The sequence below is a fragment of the Paenibacillus rhizovicinus genome, assembly GCF_010365285.1.
Classification (GTDB): Bacteria; Bacillota; Bacilli; order Paenibacillales; family Paenibacillaceae; genus Paenibacillus_Z; species Paenibacillus_Z rhizovicinus.
This window is the reverse complement of record NZ_CP048286.1, coordinates 6,864,785-6,889,348: the sequence shown is the minus strand read 5'-3', so window position 1 is coordinate 6,889,348 and position 24,564 is coordinate 6,864,785. Positions and strand designations below refer to the sequence as shown.

14 protein-coding genes are annotated in these 24,564 nt (G+C 56.7%); 7 read left to right on the top strand and 7 right to left on the bottom strand.

Annotation, left to right across the window (positions count from 1 at the left end):
- Positions 1–31 precede the first annotated feature (31 nt).
- Positions 32–1,168 carry an acyltransferase domain-containing protein gene (locus tag GZH47_RS30685; protein ID WP_162644887.1) on the bottom strand — a complete coding sequence of 379 codons (1,137 nt, stop codon included), beginning with the start codon at positions 1,166–1,168 and terminating at the stop codon, positions 32–34.
- Positions 1,169–1,543: 375 nt separating this feature from the next.
- Between GZH47_RS30685 and GZH47_RS30680 the strand changes: the two genes are divergently transcribed.
- Positions 1,544–3,766: a sugar-binding protein gene (locus GZH47_RS30680; RefSeq protein WP_162644886.1), complete on the top strand. Its 2,223-nt coding sequence runs from the start codon at positions 1,544–1,546 to the stop codon at positions 3,764–3,766.
- A 54-nt stretch (positions 3,767–3,820) separates the two neighbouring features.
- On the opposite strand, the gene GZH47_RS30675 is transcribed toward GZH47_RS30680, so the two are convergent.
- Both GZH47_RS30675 and GZH47_RS30670 read right to left on the bottom strand, forming a co-directional pair.
- Positions 3,821–4,405 carry a DUF1003 domain-containing protein gene (locus tag GZH47_RS30675; RefSeq protein ID WP_162644885.1) on the bottom strand — a complete coding sequence of 195 codons (585 nt, stop codon included), beginning with the start codon at positions 4,403–4,405 and terminating at the stop codon, positions 3,821–3,823.
- Between the two features lie 125 nt (positions 4,406–4,530).
- Positions 4,531–4,716 (bottom strand): hypothetical protein, encoded by a 186-nt coding sequence (locus tag GZH47_RS30670; RefSeq protein ID WP_162644884.1) that lies wholly within the window; start codon positions 4,714–4,716, stop codon positions 4,531–4,533.
- Between the two features lie 194 nt (positions 4,717–4,910).
- On the opposite strand from GZH47_RS30670, the gene GZH47_RS30665 reads away from it, so the two are divergent.
- On the top strand, positions 4,911–5,309 hold the full coding sequence (locus GZH47_RS30665; protein WP_162644883.1) for a hypothetical protein: 399 nt from the start codon (positions 4,911–4,913) through the stop codon (positions 5,307–5,309).
- A gap of 287 nt (positions 5,310–5,596) precedes the next feature.
- Positions 5,597–5,896: a hypothetical protein gene (locus GZH47_RS30660; protein WP_162644882.1), complete on the top strand. Its 300-nt coding sequence runs from the start codon at positions 5,597–5,599 to the stop codon at positions 5,894–5,896.
- A 153-nt stretch (positions 5,897–6,049) separates the two neighbouring features.
- Here GZH47_RS30660 and GZH47_RS30655 read toward each other — a convergent pair whose 3' ends face one another.
- Complete coding sequence (locus GZH47_RS30655; protein ID WP_162644881.1) at positions 6,050–6,940, bottom strand: AraC family transcriptional regulator; 891 nt, start codon at positions 6,938–6,940, stop codon at positions 6,050–6,052.
- A 229-nt stretch (positions 6,941–7,169) separates the two neighbouring features.
- Here GZH47_RS30655 and GZH47_RS30650 point away from each other — a divergent pair, with 229 nt between their 5' ends.
- The 4 genes from GZH47_RS30650 (at position 7,170) to GZH47_RS30635 (ending at position 21,759) form a co-directional block, all read left to right on the top strand.
- Entirely contained in the window at positions 7,170–9,851 is a 2,682-nt protein-coding gene (locus GZH47_RS30650) for a DUF1349 domain-containing protein (RefSeq protein ID WP_162644880.1), read from the top strand.
- A 432-nt stretch (positions 9,852–10,283) separates the two neighbouring features.
- Positions 10,284–13,586 (top strand): sugar-binding protein, encoded by a 3,303-nt coding sequence (locus tag GZH47_RS30645; RefSeq protein WP_162644879.1) that lies wholly within the window; start codon positions 10,284–10,286, stop codon positions 13,584–13,586.
- A 156-nt stretch (positions 13,587–13,742) separates the two neighbouring features.
- Complete coding sequence (locus tag GZH47_RS30640) at positions 13,743–15,485, top strand: S-layer homology domain-containing protein (protein WP_162644878.1); 1,743 nt, start codon at positions 13,743–13,745, stop codon at positions 15,483–15,485.
- Between the two features lie 52 nt (positions 15,486–15,537).
- Positions 15,538–21,759, top strand: a complete 6,222-nt coding sequence (locus tag GZH47_RS30635; RefSeq protein WP_162644877.1) for a fibronectin type III domain-containing protein — start codon at positions 15,538–15,540, stop codon at positions 21,757–21,759.
- A gap of 150 nt (positions 21,760–21,909) precedes the next feature.
- Here GZH47_RS30635 and GZH47_RS30630 read toward each other — a convergent pair whose 3' ends face one another.
- The 3 genes from GZH47_RS30630 to GZH47_RS30620 form a co-directional block, all read right to left on the bottom strand.
- Positions 21,910–22,509, bottom strand: a complete 600-nt coding sequence (locus GZH47_RS30630) for an NUDIX hydrolase (RefSeq protein WP_162644876.1) — start codon at positions 22,507–22,509, stop codon at positions 21,910–21,912.
- A gap of 207 nt (positions 22,510–22,716) precedes the next feature.
- On the bottom strand, positions 22,717–23,604 hold the full coding sequence (locus GZH47_RS30625) for a carbohydrate ABC transporter permease (protein ID WP_162644875.1): 888 nt from the start codon (positions 23,602–23,604) through the stop codon (positions 22,717–22,719).
- A 21-nt stretch (positions 23,605–23,625) separates the two neighbouring features.
- Positions 23,626–24,528, bottom strand: coding sequence for an ABC transporter permease (locus GZH47_RS30620; RefSeq protein WP_162644874.1), 903 nt, complete (start codon positions 24,526–24,528; stop codon positions 23,626–23,628).
- Positions 24,529–24,564: the final 36 nt, after the last annotated feature.

Genomic DNA, 24,564 nt, shown 5'->3' with positions numbered 1-24,564 from the left:
GTTCGCTTTACATCGAAGTGATAGAGCTGTCCTACTTCTTCAAAATAAATCCGCACCCGTTATGCACGGACTCGCCAGCCGTAAGACGGTCATAGATAACCCGCTGCAAGGACGTTTCCGGCTTTAAGTCCGGAAGATCGGCCAGCTTCGTGCCGAAGCCGAATACACGCTCAAGCGTCTGCGTTTCGTCCGATATGAGCGGCAGCAAGTGGTAGTCGCTTTGGAACTGCCGAATATTCGAATGGACCGGCAGCCATTCCCGAAATTCCGGAGAAAGCAGCCAAGAAGAACAAACGAACGCGTTGAACGGCTGATCCGGGAAGCAATCCGCGAAGAGACGCGCAGCGTCGGCATACGATTCGCGGCATGCGTCATGGGTCATGCGGCTGCCTTCGGGAATATGGACATTCAGCACGTTGTCCCCTTGCTGCAGCGCCAGCTCCCACGTATCGGCAGGCAATTGCACGGTTTCGCGGCTCGCGATGCCCATGTCCGAAATCGGATGCCCCGCATATTGCTGGCCGTCAAAAGTATAGGCCGATATCCATTCTCCGTCTTCGCTTCCCGCGGAATCGTCGGATGCGCCAGCCAATCGCCCGTCGGCTAGAAATGTCGTCCCCGCCTCCGCTAGTGCGACATGCTCGCCCGTCAAGCGATGCCGGAATACGCGTGCCGCGTACGGATTGGCCATCGGCTGAAATTGAAGCCGTCCGATCTTGTAAAGCCCGCCTGTCATATGGGAATGCAGCCAGCCCAATTCGCTCAATCCCCATTGACCGTGCCGCTTGCGGTGCGTTTCCATCCAGATGACGATATCTTGAACGGTATCGATCAGGACTTGAGCGGATATGCCGCGCTGTTCATATCGCGCCCATAGCTGCGGAATCGCGCCCGCATATACGACAGCTGCCAATATGGCCCCGTCATCGTAATTCAGCAGCTCCTTATTAACTTCGCCGGACGGGCGATCCTGATCGACGAACAACGCTTGAAGAGAGCCTCTAGCCGCTGCTGCCCGTTCCGTATCCGCTGCGATCCGCGCTGTTTCGATCAACAGCGCCTGCGTGACTTCCTGCGGAAAATGCACCGCTTCGCAAATCCGCTGCATGCTGCCTGCTTGCAAAAAATCGCCGGAGGACAATAAAGCCGTCGTCATCGTATCGTTCATTTGCACATCTCCCTCTTCGCATTTCGCAAGCTCTTCGGCTTGTTTGCGCGTATGACCAAACTATATCAAGGCTGCTAAGCCTGTACAAGACACGATTATGAAGATGACTGGAGATCGCTGGATCATTTTATGGGAACGCCTTCATTGGCAAATTGAAATCATCACAAAAACCGCTAAGTCGGTCATCTTTTTATATAGCCCTCCTCCGCAAGAGTGCGTATATTCTGAGTTGCCCGCACATGAAACTCGCCAGCGGAGCCGACTTGAGAGAAGGAGGTGATCCAGCGCAAGCCGGAAGTTCAGGAAGCAAGCGACATCGCAATGAACGACAACGAAGATGCAGGCTGCAAAACCGAATCCATGAGGAGGCATTTAATGAGCAAACGATCCTTTCGCAAACGTTTGATGTCCTTGTCGATCGCGCTCTCGCTGGCAGCTGCGGCGACGTCGATCGGAGTAGCAACGACAGAAGCAGCCGGAAGCGCTTCGGCGAATAAAACCTTGTCCGCCCCGACGATCAATGGAACCCTGAGTGAAGCGGTATGGACGCTTGGCAGCAGCGCAGCGTTAACTACGATCGGCACGCCGAACAACACGGTCACCTTCGGCACGCTTTGGGACGCCACTTATTTGTACGTCGGCATCAAAGCGCTCGACAGCAGTCTGTATAACGATTCCGCCACGATTTACGACGATGATTCGTTCGATATTTACATTGACGCCAATCATAACAAAGGCACGACGTACGACAGCTTCGACCGGCAGTTCCAAGTCGGCTACAACGACGGGACGCTGACGGAGAAGAACAACAATACGACCGGTGTTCTTCATGCGACGGCCGCCATTACCGGCGGTTACACCGCAGAGCTCGCGATTCCATGGAGCAGCCTCGGCGTCACGCCTGCAGCCGGAACGGTCATCGGCCTCGACATCGCGAACAACGACGACGACAACGGCGGCACGCGAGACAGCCAGCTTGTCTGGAGCGGCAACGGGAACAACTACATGAACACCTCGGCTTTCGGCGATTTGACGTTATCCGCCACGACCGTCGGCGGCACGACGCCGGGTACCGCTTCCGCGAACAAAACGCTGGCCGGCATCGCGACCGACGGTAATTTGAACGAGTCGGTCTGGAGCCTCGGCAGTACGGCAAGCAAGACGACGATCGGCACGCCGAACAACACGGTCACCTTCGGCGCGCTTTGGGACGCCACCTACCTCTATGTGGGCGTGAAAGCACTCGACAGTAACCTCTACAACGAGTCTCCGCTCATCTACGACGACGATTCCTTCGATATCTACATCGACGCCAACCATAACAAGGGCACCTCGTACGACAGCTCCGACCGGCAGTTCCAAGTCGGCTACAATGACGGAACGCTGGCGGAGAAAAACAACAATACGGCAGGCGTTCTGCACGCGACGGCGGCGATCTCCGGCGGTTACACCGCCGAACTGGCGATTCCGTGGAGCAGCCTCGGCATCACGCCGTCTGCCGGAACCGTCATCGGGTTCGATATCGCGAACAACGACGACGATAACGGCTCGACGCGCGACAGCCAGCTCGTATGGAACGGCACGGGCAATAATTACACGGATACGTCCGGTTTCGGCGATCTGACATTGTCCGCCACAACGGTCGGAACGCCAAGTACCGAAACCGTCGGCGGCGGCAGTATCGCGAGCCCGGCAGTAGGTCCGGCCCCTTCGGGATCCTTCTCCGGCTTCACGCTCGTGAAGAACTGGCATTTCGGCACGGGCGGCACGATCAAGAACACGAATGACCTGATCAGCGAATTCCAGTTCCACGACCAATTCGGCACGATCGCCAACGGTACCAATTACGGCGCCGTCATCGTTGCGCCGACGGCCGCGACGGCCCTGAGCAGCACGCCTACAGGAGCGCAGCCGGTCGAGGATCCGAGCAATCCGGTCCGGCAGTTTACGGCGGATTCGCTGAAGACCTTCCTCGTTCCGTTGAACGGAGCCACGTCCGTATCGCCGAGCCAGCACAACGTCGGCAACGGTTCCATTCAAGCGAAATGGAGTTTACCGAACGGCGGTTCGCTGCTGGGCCGCGACGTCCTCTGGGAAACGCGCGTCCGGTACGTCACGCCGCAAGCCTTCTGGTTCGCCCTCTGGAATGCGGGGATTCAATGGAATAACGGCGCCGAGATCGATCTGGTCGAGAGCTTCGGCTACGACAACGGCGGCGGCAATACGAACTTCGACGGCCGTTACTGGCACTCGAACAGCGTGAACAATCCCGATACCATTAATTACAGCAGCTGGTCCTCGGGCATGGCGGCCGGCGGCGTCTCTTCCTTCGATCCGACGGCCTACCATACTTGGCAGCTCCTCTACGGCAAAGATAACTCCTACAAAATGTACATGGACGGCCATCTCGTGCAGTCGGGATCCAACTATAACTGGACCGTCGGCAACGTAGCTGGCGGAACGCCGATCGACATGGATTTCCTCTTCGACTTCGGCTGGGGACATACGCAAGTCGCCAGCGTGAACAAGACGCTTCCGGCATCGGCGCTTGCGGGCAAGTATTATGAAATCAATTACAGCCGCGTTTATTTGAAATAACGCAAAAGGGAGGCCGGATTCATATCCGCCTCCCTTTATTCCCCTTATGCATGTCTAGTTGATCTTCAATTTATCTTCAATGGATGCAAGAAGCTGTTTAATCTGAACCAACTCGCTGCTAAACTGCGCTACATTATGCAAATTATCTGCTTCTATGCGATGCAAATGGTCTTGAATGTCTTCAATTTCTTGTTCCGCTTTATAATTAATGGCAAAATCGATAACCGACTCATGTTTATCCCTGGCGCTTTGCCGATTCTGGCTCATCATAATAATAGGTGCTTGAAAGGCGGCAAGAAAAGATAAACACAGATTCAACAGAATAAACGGTGGTTCGTCAAAGTGTACCGCTGTCAGGAAAGGAAGCGTATTCCATACCATCCAGACCGCTAGCAGCGCGCCAAACCAACCAATGAACATCCAGCTTCCGCCAAACTTGGCGATGCCGTCCGCAAGACGGCCGGAAAACGTGCTATTCTCCGAATATTCGATGTCAACGCGGCTTAAAATGCTTTTCTCGTAATCGTCGACTAATCGATCGATTCGCTCTGCATTTTGTTCGCTGAGCTCAATATCGAAACCTTGAATGACCGAAGCCTCTTCAAAGATCTGCGTATGTTGCTGCTGTTTATGATCCATCTCTCTATTTCCGTCCTAGCATTGATGTTGTGGGTCATCCATCGCATTATCATGATCGCCTGCGTTTGTTTTTATGCAAGCAAACGAATGAAAGCCGTCCTCGGGGGCGGTTTTCTTGCGTCCGTCTATAAACCGCTTTGCCCTCGAGCATCTTGGCCGCGGTCGCCGGCGGACTCGTCCATGCCATAGAGCGCGACCGGGTCGAGTCCTCCATGCTGCGGCTGAACATCGTATCCAATAATACGTGGTCCGTTCTGCTGTACGTGCTGAATGGACTCGTATTCATATTGCTCGGTCTTCAAATCCCTCATGTGACGAAAGTTGTCCTGCGCAATGAATCGCTGGACAACTTGCAAGTTCTTATATGCAATTGCGATCTATATCATCCTCGTCGTGCTCCGATTTGCTTGGACGTTCGTGTTCACGCGCAATCAGAAGCTGTTCGGCAGCAGCGACAACCAGCAAGAGCTGCCAAGCTTCCGAATGCTGCTGCTCGCTTGGCGGCGTGCGCGGTGCAGTGACGCTTGCCGGCGCCTTCTCCATTCCTTACGTCTTGCAGAACGGGAGCCCGTTCCCGGAACGTGATTTGATGATTTTTCTCGCGGCGATCGTCATCCTGCTCTCATTGGCCGTTGCCAGTGTACTGCTGCCGTTGCTGGCCAGGAAGAAGGCCGCACCGGGTACGTCCGGCGAACAAGCCCAGAAGCGGCATGTTCGCATCCAAGTGCTCGAAGCAGCCATCCAAGCGTTGAAGACCGAACAAAATCAAGAGAACGGGCATGCGGCAAGTTCCGTCATCGCGGACTACACGAGGAGTCGTTCTTTAACCTTGCGCATCATTCCGGCAGCAAGCGAACCTCAAGAAAGAACTGTATTGGGTAGCCATTCAAGGAGAACGGGATAAGGTTCAGTCCTTGTACGAGAGCGGAGAAATTTCGCGAGATTTCGCCAACGACTTGCGCAACACCATACGCGACCGCGAAACGACGATTTCCGAAATGCTAGCCTGATGCGCTATAAGCCTCCTATTCACGCAGCATGCGCAGCTTCGGCATACCTTCTGCCGATGGCAATTTAAGAATTGACCCCGTCATTTCGCGGCCGTTTCATTCATACATGTAACATGTAGCTCTGTACCCGTCCTCCCCTTCCTTGGATTGACCACTATTATTGAAGAAGGAGAATGCCCGCATGAATGAACGAATGGCGAAATTGGAACAACGGCTTCAGGAACAGCATCATAAGGACCTGTTTCTGCAAACGAAGCATACGATTGATGCGATTAACGATCTCGCGGAACATCACCGGCTGCTGTCAGCGCTTCATGCGATTAACGGCTACAGAGTCGTGGGCAGCGAAGAAGTGCTGTTCTATGACACGCTCTCGCAGGTGAAGGAGCAAATCGTGCTGATTCTGGAGAAAACAGTGAGCGATCTCGAGCATAAAGGCGATAAGCATTATGAGAAAAACTTCAATGACGGCGTAGAATAGCGTTACCGTAACAAGCAAGCACGAGCAATCCCCTCTGGACAGATGGGTGCGCGGCCTAACGAGACGCAGGCCGCGCACCTATTCATCAGAGGGGATTTTGATTTGAGACGATGCGGCTGGTGTGGATGTGCCTCGCTCCATGGCTCTTTGCTCTTACAGTGCTTCTCCTGCCGTCAGTCGCTCCTGCGCGTACGCGCGAAACCGCTTAGGCGAAAGCCCCGTCCGCATTTTGAACTGTTTCGAGAAATGCAGCGGATCCTGGTAACCGACGGCGCGGGCGATTTGCTTGATCGACATCGGTTCGAACAGAAGATGCTTCGCCCGGTCGATGCGGATAAAGGCCAGAAATTCAAGCGGGCTCATCCCCGTCGCTTTGCTGAACACCCTGCGGAAATAACGCTCGCTGTATCCCGTGAATTCCGCCATATCCCGGATCGAGACCGTTTCCGCATATCTGGCGGACATCCATTCGATCAGCGAATGAATACGGTGATCGATGACGTTCGGCGATAAATGCGACGCGCGGTTAAGCGCATCCTGCACGCTATCGGTCAAAGCGGAAAACTCCGAGAGCAGCAGCCTCAAGTAAGCGCCCGCTTTGAAAGCATAATTGGCCTGCTTCTCTCGGATCAATCCATAGACGATATGGAACAGCTCCGCCGTTCTGTCCATGTCCGCCGCTCGGAGAATAGGCTCCGTCGGCGAAAACCCGATATGGTCAAGCACCTCTCCGATTGCGGTGCCGCCAAAGCTTACGAACCGGAGCTGCATCGTCTCGCCTGCCCCGACAACCGCAAAACGGCCTGGATGAATGCAAAGGCAGTCGCCTTCGCACAGAGCGAACGAATCCGCTTGTCCGCGATAGTCTCCCTTTCCGCGCTCCACGAAATATAAGGTATGGTTCTTCTCCGCGATCAGTCTAATCGTATTGCCCCGGCGCATATCCCAGCACCCCGCGGACAATGCGACGAGCTCTCCGCCGCCCGGACTGACGTTGACGACATAATTGACGGTTCCTTCTGCTTCATCATACCGTTTGCGCAATGTGCACAACCTCCGATCGAAAGCCCGAATTATCCATGAATAGGTCCACTCACGCCATCGTGATACGTATGGATTCGACTTATAGTGAGAAGGTAAACGTACTCTTGTGTCCGTCGCAGGGTCTCCGGCCTTGGACAGCAACCCTGGAAAGGAGCGTGAAGCGCAGTTTCGCGAATCAAAGGATTGCGGCGTTTACACCATTTTCCATAACAGACAAGGAGGAATAGTCATGCACTCGCCTATTGCCAGGAAGACAGCCGCCCTTCTGCTCGCCGCGATGCTTTTCTTGACGTTGGCAGCACCGCTGATGAAAGTTTCGCACGCAGCCGTTCCGACAGGCTGGAGCAGCGCCGATATCGGCAGCCCCAGCTTAGCAGGAAGCTCTTCATTCTCCGGAGGCGTCTTCACCGTCAACGGATCAGGCGCCGATATTTGGAATATTTCCGATCAATTCCAGTTTGCCTACTATTCGTTGACAGGCGACGGCACGTTGATCGCGAAAGTGACTTCGCAGCAAAATACCGACAGCTGGGCAAAGGCCGGCGTCATGATCCGCGATTCGCTCGCCGCGGATGCCAAGCAAGCTGCCGTCTACGCAACCCCGTCCTATGGGCTGCACATGCAATACCGGGATACCGCCGGCGGAACGACCGTGGAAACGCCAAGCTCTTCTTCGGGAACGCTGCCGGTTTGGCTTAAGATCGTTCGTTCCGGGAGTTCCTTCTCCACCTACTATTCAGCGGACGGCGTCACCTGGAGCAGCGCGATAGCGACGGCTACCATCTCCATGGGGTCCACCGTATACGCGGGCTTAGCCGTTACCGCGCATACGAATGCCGCGATTTCGCAAGTTACGTTCACCGACGTCACGAATACAAGCAGCGGCGGCTCCGGAGGAAGCGGCGGCTCCAGCGCGATGCCGCGAACGATGGGCATCAACATCGAGAACCCGGGCGACTCCTCCAACCTGAAGATTTTCGCCAATGCGTATAAGACGACCCGCGTCGGAAGTGCGGCCGACCCGCTCGACGGCTCGTATCCGATCGATAGCAGTGGCAATCCGATCCAAGATTTCGGCTTGTTCCTCTGGGATGCCGGAGGCAATTACATTCACGATACGCAAGGCGTCTACACCGTTCAGTTTAACGGCTCCGCGACCGTTGCGACCGCGATGGGCGATGCGTCGATGACGACGCCGGTCACTTACGACGCCGGAACGAACACGAGCACCGGCAAGTTCACGGTGAATACGAACAGCTCGGTCGAGCTCAAATTCACGAATACGAAACGGACTTCCGCAAGCGCAGCCAACTCCGGCGTCACGAACGTGAAGATCATGCGCCCGATATCGCCGGGTTCTACGACCTCTTACCCGACTTCTACCACGTTTACCGACAATTTCAAGAACATCATCACGAACAATTTGCAGGCCAAGATCATCCGTTACATGGACTTTACGGCTACGAACGGCAAGACGGCCGAAGTCAACTGGTCCGACCGGCTGCTTCCGGCCAATGTCCAATCGCTGCCCGGCGGTACCGGCTTCGGCTGGCAAGGACGCGGCGGATCATGGGAATATGCCGTCCAGCTCGCCAACGAGACGAACACCGACATGTGGATCGATATTCCCGTCTCGGCAAGCAACGACTACATCACCAAGCTGGCGCAGCTGATCAAGTACGGTTCCGACGGCACGAATCCGTATACGAGCACGCAATCGAATCCCGTTTACGCGCCGCTCGCGTCCACGCATAACGTCTACATCGAATACGCGAACGAGCTGTGGAATTTCGCAGGCGCGTTCGGTCAATCGCAGTGGAACTTGAACAAAGCCGCATCCGAGATCGCCGCCGGCGGATCCAATTTGAATTACGACGGCGAGACCAATCAATGGGTCTTGGGCTGGCGCCGCCAAGCCAACCGCACGGTCGAAATCAGCAACGCCTTCCGCGCGGTCTTCGGCGATAGCGATATGCTGACAAGGATCCGTCCCGTGTTGGAATGGCAGCAGGACAACGGTCAGAACACGGCCGGAACGATGTTGAATTTCCTGGACAATTGGTATGGCAATCGGGACGGCAGCCATGTCGGTACGCCGCATCCGGTCAATTATTACATTTGGGGCGGCAGCGGATCGGCCTACTACAACCCGGATAATGCAAGCGACTCGCTCTCCCTGTCGAACATCTGGACCTCCCAGACGTACGGCACGACGAATTGGGTTGGTCCGCAAACGCATGATTCCGCTTATGCAGCCGCTTTCGGCTTGAAACGGACGGCCTACGAAGGCGGCCCTTCGATGGATAACACCGGGCATAGCGAGACGATCAAGGAAAGTGCCTGGAACAATGCGCAAATGGCTACGACAGTCGTCGATCACCAGAAGTTCTGGGAGCAATACGGCGGGGACGTGCTCATGTACTTCACGCTCACGGGGTCGGATCATGCAGGCTACTATCAGTGGGAGTTCGTCAAGGATATGAGCAATCCGGTCACTACCTCTCCTAAAATGCAAGGCATCGGCACGCTGAATGCAGGCTCGAAGGAAAACGTGACCGTCGGAGCGAGCATCGGCAGTACCGTCGACGGGAACAATTGGAGCGCGCTCAACCGCGGATACGGCACGCCGGGCAGCGGCACGTTCTACATGAACGGCACGGACACGAAATGGGCCAGCTACTCGTTCCATTCTACGGGATCCGGCACCTATTCGGCCAAAATCAATTATTCGACAGGCGGAGCGGCGCAGCTCAGCGTATTCATCGACGGCGTCAGTGCAGGCACGATTACTTCAAGCGGCGGCAGCGCGACCTATACGTCGTCCACGAGCTCGCTGTCTTCCGGACTGCATAGCATCCGCGTTTATGTCGTCTCGGGCACGGCAACGATCAACAGCGTTCAGCTCAGCTAAACCGGGTGGGTTGAATCAGAACATGTAGCGAAGGGGGCTTGTTACTCGAGCCCCTATTTGCTTGTTAACGATGCCATTTGATCCGTTCACCTCCAATTCCAGCTTAGCGCGAATCCGAAAACGACGACGATGGAAAATCGTCCGGTCTCGGTGAAAATCTGTCATCCGCTTTGTGAAGCGGCCAAGACTGCGTGCCGGATTCACACGTCGATCGGTTCAAATTCGCACATGGCCGCGGATGAACGGCTTTATAATGAAGCTTGGAAGCGTTGGGAATGTTTTCTATTCGCAGTTTTCCCTCTCATCGGATACATTTCGTATCCTCTCGCTCTGTTTGGCTAAACACGCCGTTAGGAGGTGCCGCTCATTCGCGTTTAACGTCCGCAATGCGATTCCATGCTTAGCCAATCCACAAGTGAGGTGTCATTAAAAATGAATAAGCGCATTCTTTCCCTGCTGCTCGCGGCAACAATGGCTGTCAGCGGGATCGTTACGTCCGCATCGAGAACGTATGCGGACCCGGCCGCGCCGGATGAGCCTGTCTCGGTTACGATCGACAAGACGGTCCAATACCAGCAAATCGAAGGCTTCGGCGGCTTTGGCGGCAGCAAGCCGGGCTGGGAAGCCGGGCCTTACTATGACAGCCAGTTTCTGAATACCATCGTGGACGATCTCGGCGTGACCATCGTCAGGGACGAGGTCCCCTCGAATTTCGAGCAGGAGCCTGGCAATTGGAACATTGACGGCTCGCTGGCGTCGACCTCCTGTACCTCCCAAACCTCGGCGCTCAACGTTCACATCGATTATTTGAAAGCGCTTAAAGAGAAGGCGGACGCGGCCGGACAGCCGCTTAAGATCATCGCAAGCGTCTGGAGCCCGCCCTACTGGATGAAATACGTCCATTGCATTTTCGGTCAGGATACGAACTGGAACAAGCTCATCATGAGCGAAATTCCGTCCGGAGAAGACCCGAACGATTACAAGGAAGAATACGCCAAATGGCTCATTCAATACATCAAGGTGATGAAAGAGCAAGCCGGCGTCGATATTTACGCGCTCAGCGTCGCCAACGAGCCCGCCTTCGGCGAACCGTACCAGTCGGCCGTCTATACGCCGGACGAGCTGGCGCGCGTTATCAAGTACGTCGGCCAGCGGTTCCAGGAAGAAGGATTGCCGACGAAGATTTTCGGGCCGGAGGACGTACAGACGACCGATCGGATCCTGTCGTACATGAATGCCATCGGCGCTGACCCGGCAACCCGGCAAGAAGCGGACATCTTCGCCGTCCATGGCTACGGCGCGGACGGCATCAGCGCGCCGAACGCGAATATTGCCAACTGGACGCAGGTCAGCCAGGCCGCGGAAACGTACGGCAAGCCGCTCTGGATGACGGAAACGTCGGGCTACTCGCCGGATTGGAGCGGCGCGATGGCGCTCGCGAAGTCGATCAATATCGCGTTGAAATACGGCAAAGTGAGCGCATGGGTATTCTGGTCCCTCGCCGATCATTCGCCCTCCGAATTTAGCCTGATCTCGGATGCCGGCCCTAATCCGACGTATTATGCGTCGAAGCAATATTACCGCTATATCCGACCTGGCGCTGTGCAGGTAGACAGCCGCACGAGCGATCCGGAGCTGCTCGTCAGCTCGTTCATTCACCGCCAGGAGAAAACGCTGACGACTGTCCTGGTCAATACGGGCGCTTCCGCCAAAACGATCGCGTTGAACGTGAACGGCGGCAATGCGCCGGCGCAATATACAATGATCCGTTCCTCCGAATCCGAGCAAGCCGGCATTATCGGTACCGTAAATGCTGCGGATACGGTCACGATTCCTGCGCAATCCGTCGTAACGCTCGTCGGTGCGACGCCCGAAGAAGATGCGCCGCAGCCCCCTGCAATCGTGACTCAGCCAGTGTCCGTTTCGGCGGGTACGGGCGGAACGGCTGAATTCAGCGTCGAAGCCATCGGCACGCCGGACCTCGCCTTCCAATGGCAGCTGAACGGTCAGGATCTGCCTGGCGAGACAGGCCGCAAGCTGTTCGTTAAGGACGTTTCACCGCAGACGACAGGCAATTATACGGTAAACATCATAAGCCCATACGGCTCGGCCACGAGTACGCCAGCCGCTCTGACGATGGCCGGCTTTACCGGTCTTCCGATCGTCAAGACGACGGCGGCGCCGGTCATCGACGGCTCCGCGGACCCTGTCTGGGATAACGCGGCTGCGATTCCGCTCAGCAAGAACGTGATCGGCGTCCCATCGTCCGCGGCGGAATTTTCCGGTACGGTTCAGGCGATGTGGGATGAACAGAATCTCTATTACTTGTACCAAATCACGGACAACACGACGGACAATCCGGGCGACACCGTTGAAGCCTTCCTGGATCTCGACAACTCCAAGAGCCAATCGTACGGCAGCGACGATTATCAATTCTCGTTCAAGCGGGACGGCTCCGCGTTGAATGAATACAAGCACAGCGCCACCGCCGGCGCCGTGTATCATACGACCGAGAAAGCCGGCGGCTATACGGTGGAAGCCAGCATCCCTTGGGCTTCGCTCGGCATGACGCCTTCAGCCGGGACGATCATCGGCGCCGATGCAGCCTCGGACGACGATCTGGGCGACGGCAATCGCTACAAGATCGCTTTCAACACGACGAACAACGATATTTGGCTGAATCCATCGTACATGGGCGTTGCCCAGTTGACGACGGGCGTCGTTACGCCAGCGGCACCGGATACGAAATTAACGATCGTTTCCTCCAGCGTTCACGCCAATGCCGGCGATGAAGTGAACGTGACGCTGGGAGCGCAAACTGCAGTCGATTTGTACGGATTCGACGTCACGCTGCATTTCGATACCGATGCATTCGAGCTTGCGGATGCCGCGCTTAACGGCGGGTTCGGTACGGACGGAGACGATGCCTACTTCGACTACCAGCCTGTGGAAGGCGGCATACGAATGATCGGCACGCTGCTCGGGGCAGACGCAGGCAAGTCGGGCGACTTGTCCTTGCTGGACGTGAAACTGAAGGCCAAGAAGGCCGGTCCTGTCAATCTGTCGGCAGGCGCTTCGTCAGAATGGTCGGACCGGTCCTCGCATGTGCATCCGTTCCTTCTGACGGAATCGGCGTTGACCTCCTTGACGCTGCAGTCGCTCTCTTCCGCCGCACTGATCGATGAAGGCCAGACGGTCGAGCTCGTGATCGGCGCATCCAATGCGCAGGATTTGTACGGCTTCGATACCTCGCTGCTCTACGATGCGGACAAATTCGAACTGGTCGACGCGCAGGTCAGCACCGAATTCGCCGGGGCGAATCAAGACGCTTACTTCGTCAGCAGTCCTTCGAGCGGCAAGGTGCGGCTGGTCGGGACGCTGCAAGGCGATATGCCCGGCCGCACGGCCGAACAGCTCCCGCTCGTTCATGTTCGACTGAAAGCGATCGCTTCCGGAAGCGTCAACCTTGCGCTTGCGGACGGCGCGACCTGGACGAACGGCGATGCCGCCCTGCTGCCGTTCCAATCGTCCGGCTCCGTCAAGCTGACGATCGCGAACGCCGACGTCGTCCAGCCTGCCGGCATCAGCATCAACGACTTGTCCGCCGTCGCGAAAGCGTTCGGCAAGCACCAAGGCGGCAGCGGCTACAACGAGAAGCTCGATCTGAATAAAGACGGCAAGATCGACATTATCGATATCGCTTATGTCGCCAATCACCTGCTGGGAAGCATCTAACGTATTCGTTTCGTAATGCAGACCCGCTTGCAGCGTTATGCTTCGTCGCGGCCAGCCCCGCTTATTGCGGCAAGGCTGGCCGCGCACGGACGCGCGGCCGATGTAACCATCGGCGGCATGGGTGCTCTTCTTACTCACAGATCGGGGGAAACAGGGATGAAATCGATCATATCAGCGGGCCTTCTGTTCGTCTTGCTCATCGGCGTGCTGCCGCTGCAAGCTTGGGCGGCGGGCGGCGGAACGACCGTGGCGCTGAAGCTTGCCCGGCAATCGGACGGCCAAGCCGTCTTCGAGGTCGACGCGCTGGACAGCGTCAATCTGCTGGGCGCGCAGGCCACCGTCCATTATGACCCCGCCAAGCTCAAACTGCATGGCACCGGAATCGAGGCGAAGCAGCCGTTTACGGCCGTCGGTAGAACCGATGCCGCCGGCGCGGTGGCCGTGCCGCTAATCAACAAATCGCCGACAACGGAACCTGTCGCAAGCCTCGCCTTGATGACCGTGACGTTCGATGTCGTTGCCGATGGCGACACGACGGTATGGCTCTCCGACATTAAGGCCGTCAACCAGTCCTATGTCGAGATTCAGTCTAACGTTGACACAACGCCGCTTGCCGTGCAGCTAGTGAAGAGTGGCACGGGAACTGGCACGGGAACGGGCACCGGAACGGGCACCGGAACGGGTACCGGAACGGGTACTGGAACAGGCACCGGAACGGGTACTGGAACGGGTACTGGAACGGGTACTGGAATTGGTACTGGAACGGGTACGGGTACAAACGCGACGCCTATCGTCGGCAAGGACGAACTTAAGTTCGAAGATGGCAACGTTGACTTTACGCTTACGCCTGAACAAGCGGCCAACGGCTTGCTGCTGTCGGTCGAAGCCGCAGCTGCATTGAAGGACGCACAATTCACGGTTCACGCCGGCAGCGCCTCCCTTGTCCTGGATGGCAGGCTCTTTACTAAGCTGCTGGCTTTGGCAGGCAGCCGCAGCCTGGACGGCGCGCATGTAGTGCTTACGTTCATGCCCGTCTCAGCCAAGGATGCTGCCGCCCTCGCACCGGAGTCCGGCAAAGGCTCGGATTACAAGCTGGCGAGCCAAGTCTACCAGCTGGATTTGAAGCTGGTGACCGGCGATGGCACGGAATTCCGTCTCGACCACTTCGACTGGCCGGTCCGGCTGACGCTTCCGCTCACTGGAGATTCGGCAAGCGAATTGGCTGGTCTCTACACTTACGATAAGAGTGCTGGCCAATGGGCCTATATCGGCGGCGTCCCGAGCGGCGATAGCGTCACCGCTCTGCTGCCTCATTTCAGCGCGTATGCGCTGCTTACGTACCGCAAAACGTTCGTGGACGTTAACGCGAATCAATGGTACGCCGGCGCCATCGAGCTGCTCGTCGCGCGCCATATCACGGACGGCGTCGACGACACGCATTTCTTGCCGGGCGGCAGCGTAACTCGGGCACAATTTACAGCCATGCTGGCACGGGCGCTGCAATTAAAGGCCGCCGGTTCCTCGCCGTTCGCCGATGTGAAAGTGGATGCCTGGTACGCGGATGCCGTAATTGCGGCACATGAAGCCGGCTTGATCGATGGCACGGATGCCCGCAGCTTCTCCCCGAACGCGCCGGTGACGCGGGAACAAATGGCCGTCATGCTGGCTCGGGTCGCACAGAAGCTGCATGTCATGCCTAATCCTTTGCCGAATCCCGGAAGTTTCGCGGATGAAGACAAGATCTCCAGCTGGGCGATAGCTGCCGTCGGTCAAGCGCATGCCGCCGGTCTAGTCAATGGCATGCAAGGCAACCGCTTCGAGCCCAAGCAAATATTGTCCCGCGCCCAAGCGGCGGCGGCGATAAGCAATCTGCTGCAATTGTCGGAGGCTGGCAACTAGAACGAATCAGACGATTTTGAACAAGAAATCGATCATGCGAGGTGTTCAGTGAATGACATGGCTACGTAAATCAAGAAGGCTGACAGCCATCCTGTTGTCCACCGTGCTTGCTCTGGCGGTGTGCATGCCTGCGGGTATCGCGTTCGCGGATGCACGGCCGACGGGAGCCGCGCTCGACTTCGAGAACGCGGAAACCGCTGCCAGCGGCTGGGGCAGCGACAATCAATACAAGCTGACGCCGGAAGACGGCGCGCTGAAAGTGGAAGGCAACAAGAACGACATCTGGGCGGCCTTCTCCTATCAGCTGCCCGGACCCGTCGATATTTCTCAGCATCCCTATACCAGCATTCGGATCCGAAGCGACGTCGACATGAACTTCAGCATGTACTTGTGGGACGGCGCGCAGCAATACAGCTATCCCAAAGTGACGCCGTTCGAAGTCGTGCACGCCGGGGAATTTACCGACATCACCTTCGACTTCACCGGCCAGCCGATCGATCTGACGAATATTACCTCCGTCGCGCTGATCGCCAATCCGTCCACGGGCTTCAAGGGCGTCTTCCGCATTGACGATCTTAAGCTCGGCGATCAAGCGACTGCCGGAGTCAATATGACGAACGTGCAGCCGCAAACGACGTGGATCAACGCGCCTGAGCAGCGTGTCCTGCTGCGGAACATCCGCAATTCGCTCGGCGGCAGCGGAGCGATTACGCTGACGGCAGCCAGCTCGAACACCTCGCTCATACCCGATCCGGCGATCGCGTATAGCGGCGGCGATACGGCGACGTTGACTTATACGCCGGCAGCCGATCAATACGGACAAGCGGTCATTACGATTACCGCTGCAGCCGGCGGCGTAAGCCGAAGCTTCAGCTTCGACATCACGGTCGAGCGCAACGCCCCGCCGACGTTCGCGAACGTCGCGGATTTGGACGTGCGCGCAGGCGAAGCGCAGGCGATCCAACTCGGCGATATCGATGACGGCAACCCCGGCGCCAGGCAGCAGTTGACGATAACGGCCGTCAGCTCCGAGCCAAGCATCGTTCCGGATCCTGTCGTGCATCACAACGGCGACGACCGTTGGGGATCCTTGACGATCACGCCGCCCGCGAACGCAACGGGCGAAGCGGATATCACGGTCACGATCCAGGATGACGGCGGCACGGTCTCCGGCGGAACCGATACGGCCACGAAGACGTTCCATGTCCGCGTGTTCGGCTCGCTCAATCACGTGCCCACGATCGGATCCGTTTCCGATGTCATCGTGGACGAGAACGGCACCGCGACGGTAACGATTGCGGGCCTTTCGGATGGCGACAGCGGCACGCAGCACCTTACGCTTAGCGCGGCAAGTTCGGATACGACGCTCGTGCCGACGCCGTCCATTCAATACGCGCAAGGCGATACGACCGCGCAACTGACGCTGCAAGCGGCAGGTGCCCCCGGCGAAGCGAACATTACGGTGACGGCTGCGGACGATGGCGGCGGCACCGGCAATAACGGTCATTTATCCGTCCAGACTACGTTCAAAGTGAAGGTTCGGGTAGCTCCGCTGCTGGGCATGACCGAAAACTTCGACGACGGCACGTATTCTTCCCATTGGGGCAATAACGGCAACGACGGCGTCCATGCGCTCAGCGTTCAGGACGGCGTGCTGCGCCTCGATATCAACAAAGCGAACTATCCGTGGGCCGGCTTATGGTACAGCTTGCCGAAGGAAATGGATCTCTCCTCCAACCCGTACATCAGCATCAAAATGAAAACGGATCAGCCTTCCAAAGACGTCATGCTCTTCCTCTGGGACGCCAACGGCAAATATACGACCGGCACGCCGGGCGCCATCACGAAGACCGTCACCGGCGATATGACGCAATACGAATATGATTTCAATGGACATTTCAACGCAGGCGACGGCAGCAAGCTGGACCCGACGCGCATCACCGCCATCATGTGGACGTTCGCGCCGGGCGAGTCCAATTGGCAGGGCACCTTCTACTTCGATGATTTCAAAGTCGGCAACGAAGCCGATAAGCCGCCGATCTCGGCTACGCTTAACGATTTGCCGGACAAGACGCTGCCGCGGGATGCCGGCGCTCAATCCATCGCCTTAACAGGACTCGGCAACGGCGCAGGCGACAACGAAGCGGTAACCGTCACGGCGGTCAGCGACAATCCTTCGCTCATTCCGAATCCTGTCGTTGCGCCGGTAGCGGGCGGCGCGTCCTCCCTGTCGTTCACGCCGGCCTCCGGCGCAACCGGCAGCGCGGTCATTACCGTGACGGCTTCCGCCAGCGGTTCGGCGTCTATCGTGAAGACCTTCAAGGTAACGGTATTGGATACGGGCGCCTTGTCGCCGGTTACCGTTACCCTCAATCGTGCCCGCACGTTCCAGACGATGGACGGCATGGGCGGATTCGTCTCGGCTGACGACCAACCGGCCAAGACCGAGCAATACGTGCAGATGGCCAATGATTTGGGCGTTACGATCGCGCGTTTCGGCGTCATCGATAACGATTTCGAGCCGGTCAACGACAACAGCGATCCGAACGTGACGAACTATGCCGCGTTCAATACGGATGCCGTGCCGTGGCGTACGATGAAAGCCTTCAAGGAGGAAACGAGCGTCGACAAGTTTATTTTGACGATGTGGTCCCCTGCCTGGTGGCTGAAGAAGAACAAATGGGTCAGCGCGCAGAATTGGGCGACGGACAATGTCATCGATCCGATTTATTACAAAGAGTACGCGGAAGAGCTCGTCGCGATCGTCAAGACGATCAAGGAGAAAGCCGGCATCGATTTGTACGGCATCAGCCTGCAGAACGAGCCGGAATTCAATGAGCCGTACGCATCCGCTCAAGTATCGCCGACGCAGTATCGCGACTTGATCAAAGTCGTCGGTCCCTTGTTCCGCGCGGAAGGATTGACGACCAAAATCTTCATGCCGGAAGCGCTCATTCAGCAAAACCATCTAGCGGATTACGTCAATGCGATCAACGCCGATCCGGAAGCCGCTAAGTACGTCGATATTTTCGCCGTGCACAACTACGATGCCGACGGCATTCACGTAGGCGGCCCCGGAGCCGACGGCTGGAAGCTGATCAAGTCCCTCTCCCTCCAATCGCCTGCGAAGACACGCTGGATGACCGAAACGTCCGGCATGCCCGGCACATGGGAGGGCGGCATGATTCTGGCGGCCAATATCTATCAAGCGCTCTATTATGGAGACGCCAGCGCCTGGGTGTTCTGGAGCATGGGCGACAATTTCAACACGAACGGGCAGCCGAACCCGCTTTATGCGGTTTCCAAACAGTTCTATAAACACATTCAACCGGGCATGACCCGTATCGGCGCGAATTCGCAGGCGGAAGATGTGCTGAGTCTGGCCTTCGAAGACCCGGCCGCTCACAAGCTTACGACAGTGCTGATCAACACGGGATCGGAAGCGCGGCTCGTCTCGCTGCAAGGCTCGGAGCTCCCGGATACCTATACGTACGACCTGTCCTCGCAAGGACGCTCGTTCGAGCGCCAAGCGGATGTAACGGACGGCCAGCTGCTGCTGCCGGCAAACAGCATCGCGACGCTGTACAGCGACGAAACGCTTGCCGCGCCATCCGACGATTCCGAGCCGCCGACCGTTCCGACCGGCGTGACGGCAACCGCCAACGACGACGGCACGGTCAGCCTGCAGTGGACGGCCTCAACGGACAATGTCGGCGTGATGGGCTATGATGTCTATGCCGGTGCCGAGAAGCTGAATGCGGCCGTGATTGCTTCGGCTTCTTACACGGCGACAGGCCTAGTACCCGCCTCCAACTATACGTTTACCGTTAAAGCAATCGACGGCGCGGGTAACGAATCGGCGGCCAGCTCGCCTGCCAGCGTGCGCACGAAGAACGGCGGCAACGGCATCGTCCGCGAATATTGGCTGAATGTACCGGGATCCTCGGTCTCGGACATCCCGCTGGATACGCCGCCGACCGGCAAAGACCTGCTCAGTTCCTTCCAAGCGTCGACGGACTGGAACGACAATTACGCCGCACGGGTACGCGGGTATGTCACGCCGTCGCAATCCGGCGATTATACCTTCTACATTGCTTCCGACGACAACAGCGAGCTGTGGCTCAGCACCAGCGACGATCCGGCGAATAAACAGAAGATCGCTTCCGTTAACAGCTACACGGCTCCAGGAGAATGGACCAAACTGCCTTCGCAGCAATCGGCGGCCGTGACCTTGACTGCAGGCACCAAATATTACATCGAAGCGCTGTACAAAGAAGGAGGCGGCGGCGACAATTTGTCCGTTGGCTGGACCGGCCCGGGGATTTCCGACATTACAGTCATACCCGGCGCCAATTTGTCTCCATATGTACCAGAGCCGGCAAACGGGGATACGGAGGCGCCTAGCGCACCATCCAACGTTCAAGCCGGTCAGCCGACCGCGAATGCGGTCACGCTGACCTGGACGGCTTCGACGGACAATGTGGGCGTAACTGGCTACGATGTTTACAATGGCGCAACCAAAGTCAACGCCCAGCCGGTGACATCGACCAGCTTCCAAGTAACGGCGCTTGCTCCTTCTACCGCTTACGTCTTTACAGTCATCGCCTTGGATGCTGCCGGCAATGCGTCTTCCGCCAGCAGCCCGGTCTCGGTCACGACGACGACCGATGGGAGCGGCAATGGCGCATTGCTCGCCTACTCGCCATTCGATATGCCGGCAGGCGCCTTGCAAGGAGCAGCGGACGGCTTCGGTTGGAGAGAGCCGTGGCAGGTGCAGAACGGGAATACCGACATTCCCGGTTATAACGCGGCGGCCGAACATCCGCTGAGCTATCCCCTGCTTGAGCAATCCGGACTGCATGCCGTGGGCGGATCGCATTATTTGACTGCCTACCGCGATCTCGATCGCGACGATACCTTCAAAGATTATGCGGTGGACGGTAAAATCGGCAAGCCGGGCACGACGCTGTATTACAGCGCGCTCGTCCGCTATGATATCTCCACGGATTTGAATCTATGGGTCGGCTTCGGGGATATTGTCACGAATTATCTTTCGGCCGGTTTCTACGGGGAGCCTTCGAAATCGAACGGCGCTCGTTACTGGTCCTTGAAGCTGGGGAATCAGATCGTACAGACGACCAAGCCGGTCGTACCCGGCGAAGCCACGCTGCTTGTGGCGAAGGTCGAGCTCGGCAGCACGAATCGGGTAAGCTTGTACGTCAACCCCGCCAGTCTTGCAGGCGCTGAGCCCGCGACCGACGACGCGCAGGCCGAATCGACCGGCAGCTTGACGTTCCGGGCGATGAACTTCTATACGGGCGATAATCCCGGAACCGGTTCCGTCGACGAGCTTCGCGTCGGCACAAGCTTTGCAAGCGTCACGCCGGCAGTCACGGATACGGAAGCGCCGGGCATGCCGACAGGGCTAACGGTCACAAGCCAAGACGCAACTTCCGTCGCGTTGGCATGGACGGCTCCTGCCGACAATGTCGGGGTAGTCGGATACGATGTTTACGATGGCACGGATAAACTGAACACGGATACGATAACGTCCGCGTCCTATACCGTTTCGAATTTGCAAACCGGCTCTGCGCACGCCTTCACGGTCAAAGCGATCGACGCGGCGGGTAACGCGTCGCAGCCAAGCGATCCGCTCACCGTTCAGGTCTCGGCTCCATCATCGGCCGAAACGTTCGCGTTAACCGCTTCTAAACCATTAGTCGCTATCGGAGAATCGTTCGAGGTGACCGTCACCGACAACGGCGCTTCGGACGTGAATGGCTTCCGACTGGGCATCGGCTACGATCCGAACCAATTCGAACTGACCGGCTTTCACGCTGCTCCGCAGTTCGCGGCGGACAATGAAATCGAATTGACGGCGAGCGGTTCCGCAGGCAGTCAATTGATTGCCGGCAGCTTGACGGCTCCGGACCAAGGCAAATCCGGGACGCTGCCGCTCCTGGTCCTTGCATTCAAAGCCATCGGCACGGCGCAGCCCGGCCAGATCGCGCTCAAGCAAGGAAGCAGCGTATCGATGCTCGACGCTTCGACGGGCATCGCCTCCGCCGATCTGACGGTTGGCGTCCGGTCCGCAAACGCGGATCTCGCCAATACCGGCGACGGCGTCAATATCGGCGATTTGATTGCGATCGCGTCCGCCTACAACAAGCCGGCTGCCTATAACGCGCGGCTGGATATGAACGGCGATGGCGTCATCGATGCCATCGATCTCGCCTTTGTCGCGAACGCGCTGTTCGGGATGGGTCGTCTGTAGTTTGTAAAAGGTTTTTACTGTTAATGGATTAGCAAAATCAAACAAAGGCAGCCTATCGGCTGCCTTTGTTTGATTACTAGATGATCGGATACGTCGCCCGCGATACTATCATGATCTTAGACATGCATGCTTTCTTGCTAGCGTCGGATTCTACTGGAAGATTGAAGTCGGAATCACATCGGGATACCGTTCAAGAATGATAGAAAGCATCATGAGGTGTCCAAATGGTTTCAAAGGTAATTGCCCGTCAAGGGGTTGTTTAAACAGGACATTACCGCCCGAAGATTTGAATTCATCCAAGGTTATGATTTCGGGACATAGACGAATAACATCTTCGCGAGTTAATAGCATCAATGCTTTCGTCTCCATGCTTGGAACTGGTTCGTCATCTGAAGATGCCAGGAAAATCGGCGTTACAGCTTGTACCGGGCTTTGATGTCCCACAATCAAAGGACGAGGCTTGATCGGAACGTTATGAAATTCCGCAATGGGTTCCAAGCGTATTTCGATATCAAATGTCGTATTGGGACAATAAAAAGACATGGTTGGAATGATCGGCGTTATTCGCATTCGAGATTCTTCGAGAACCTCGCGTTGCGCGCATTCCCATGCCGTTTCGGCTCCCTCTCTATGCCCGCCCAGCCTTACGATGGCAAGCGCGGATTGATCCTCAGTCGGTCCCATCATAAACGCCATTCTTCTATCTGATAGTACGAATGCTCCGGCCTTTTGAACAACCTCATCGCCCACGTTGTTGCCTCCCTTTAAAGCATTTCACCCTTATATTACCATGCAACGATGCCCAATGATGGAACAAACTCAACTCCCCTGCAGAACGCAAACGGCCTCCGCCCATTAAAGCTAGGACGAAGACCGCATACCGATCATTTTGAATTCCATTGTCTGCCGACGGCGTGCAGTTCAATCGGTCGGCCTTCCGGTATCCGTGCGCCCCAGCTACTCCTTCACCGAACCCAGCGTTATCCCATGAATGAAGAACCGCTGCAGGAACGGATAAATAAACAGGATCGGCAGCATCGTGAGCGAGATTTTCGCGGCGTCGAGCGTTTGGTTGGATACTTCGGAGAGCATGCCGCCTTTGCCGATATCTTCCGGCGCCGTGGGGTCGATCGTGACGACGATCTGCTGCAAATACGTTTGGAGCGGCAGCAAATGCGTGTTGTTGATGAACACGATCGCCTGGAAATACTCGTTCCACGTGTTAACGATCGTGAAGAGCGAGATGGTCGCCAGCACCGGCAGCGACAGCGGGAAATACACTTGCGTCAGCTTCAGCCACGGACCCGCTCCGTCAATGTTGGCGCAGTCGTCCAATTCCTTCGGCAGATTGCGCCAGAAGTTGAACACGAGCAGGATATTGCCGAAATTAAACAGGTACGGCAGGACCAGAATCCAGAAATTATCATACAGCCCAAGGTTCTTCGCATTCATATACCCTGGTATGATGCCTCCGTTGAAGCTGCTGACGATCAACAGCAACCATAGATAAATGTTGCGCATGCGAAAGTCCTTCGTCTCCCTGGAGAAAGGAAAGGCGGCCAAATACGTCACGACCGTACCCAGCAGCAGCGTCAAGCCAATCCGCTCCAGAGACACCCAGAGCGAAATGAAGAACTGTTTGTCGTCCAGCACATGGCTGTACGCCTTCAACGATAAGCCTTTGGGCAGCACCGTAATCGTTCCGGATCCGGCGACAGCGGGATTGCTGAACGACACGGCGACCGTATGCAAAATCGGAAACAGCGTAACGACCGATACGAGGATCAAAATAACGATGATGAGCCAGTCGAAAGCCCGCGATCCGAATGTTTTCGAATAAATCATAGGATGTCCTTCCCTTCCCCGCTAGAATATCCGGTAATTGGCGAAACGGTAAGCGAGCGTGTACGTGAGCGCGATCAGGATCAATCCCATCAGGCTATTGACCAAACTGACGGCCGTGCCGATTTCATACTGCGCGCCGACCAGGCCGTTGCGGAATACCCACGTTTCGATGACGTCCGCCGTATCGTAGACGATCACGTTGTACAAGTTGTAGATCTGATCGAAACCGGCATACAGGATGCCGTTCAGACTCAGCGTCGCGAGCAAGGCGATGATGACGGCAATGCCGGGAATGGAGACATGCCAAATTTTCTGAATCCGTCCGGCGCCGTCGATTTCCGCTGCTTCATATAAGGTCGGGCTGATGCTGGTGAGCGCGGCGAGGTAGATGATCGTCGAGAAGCCCATTTCCTTCCACATGTTGGAGAGAATAATGATCGGCCGGAACCAGATATTGCTGCCCAAGTACATGATCGGCTTGATGTGGAAGATCGATTCCATCATGTAGTTGATAATGCCGTGCGTGGAGAAGATATCCCGGAAGATACCGGCCAGAATGACCCAGGACAGAAAATGCGGGAGATACGTTATCGTTTGAACGGTCCGTTTGAACCATTTCGTTCGCAATTCGTTCAGCATCAACGCCAGGATGATCGGCAGTACCAGCAGCGTGACCAGCTTGCCGACCGAGATGAGCAGCGTATTGCGGAGCACGCGCCAGATCTCCGGATTTTGCACGAGAAAATGATAGTGCTCCAGCCCCGCCCAAGGCGAGCCGAGCACGCCCTTCGTCGGTACGAAATGCTTGAATGCCAGCACGACGCCGTAAATCGGAAGCACATTGAACAGGATGAATACGATGAACACCGGAATCAGCATGACGTGATAATGAAATTGATCGTTCTTGAACAGTTTGGTTATCATGACTTTCACGCTCCACCTGCCTGATTATGCCGGATG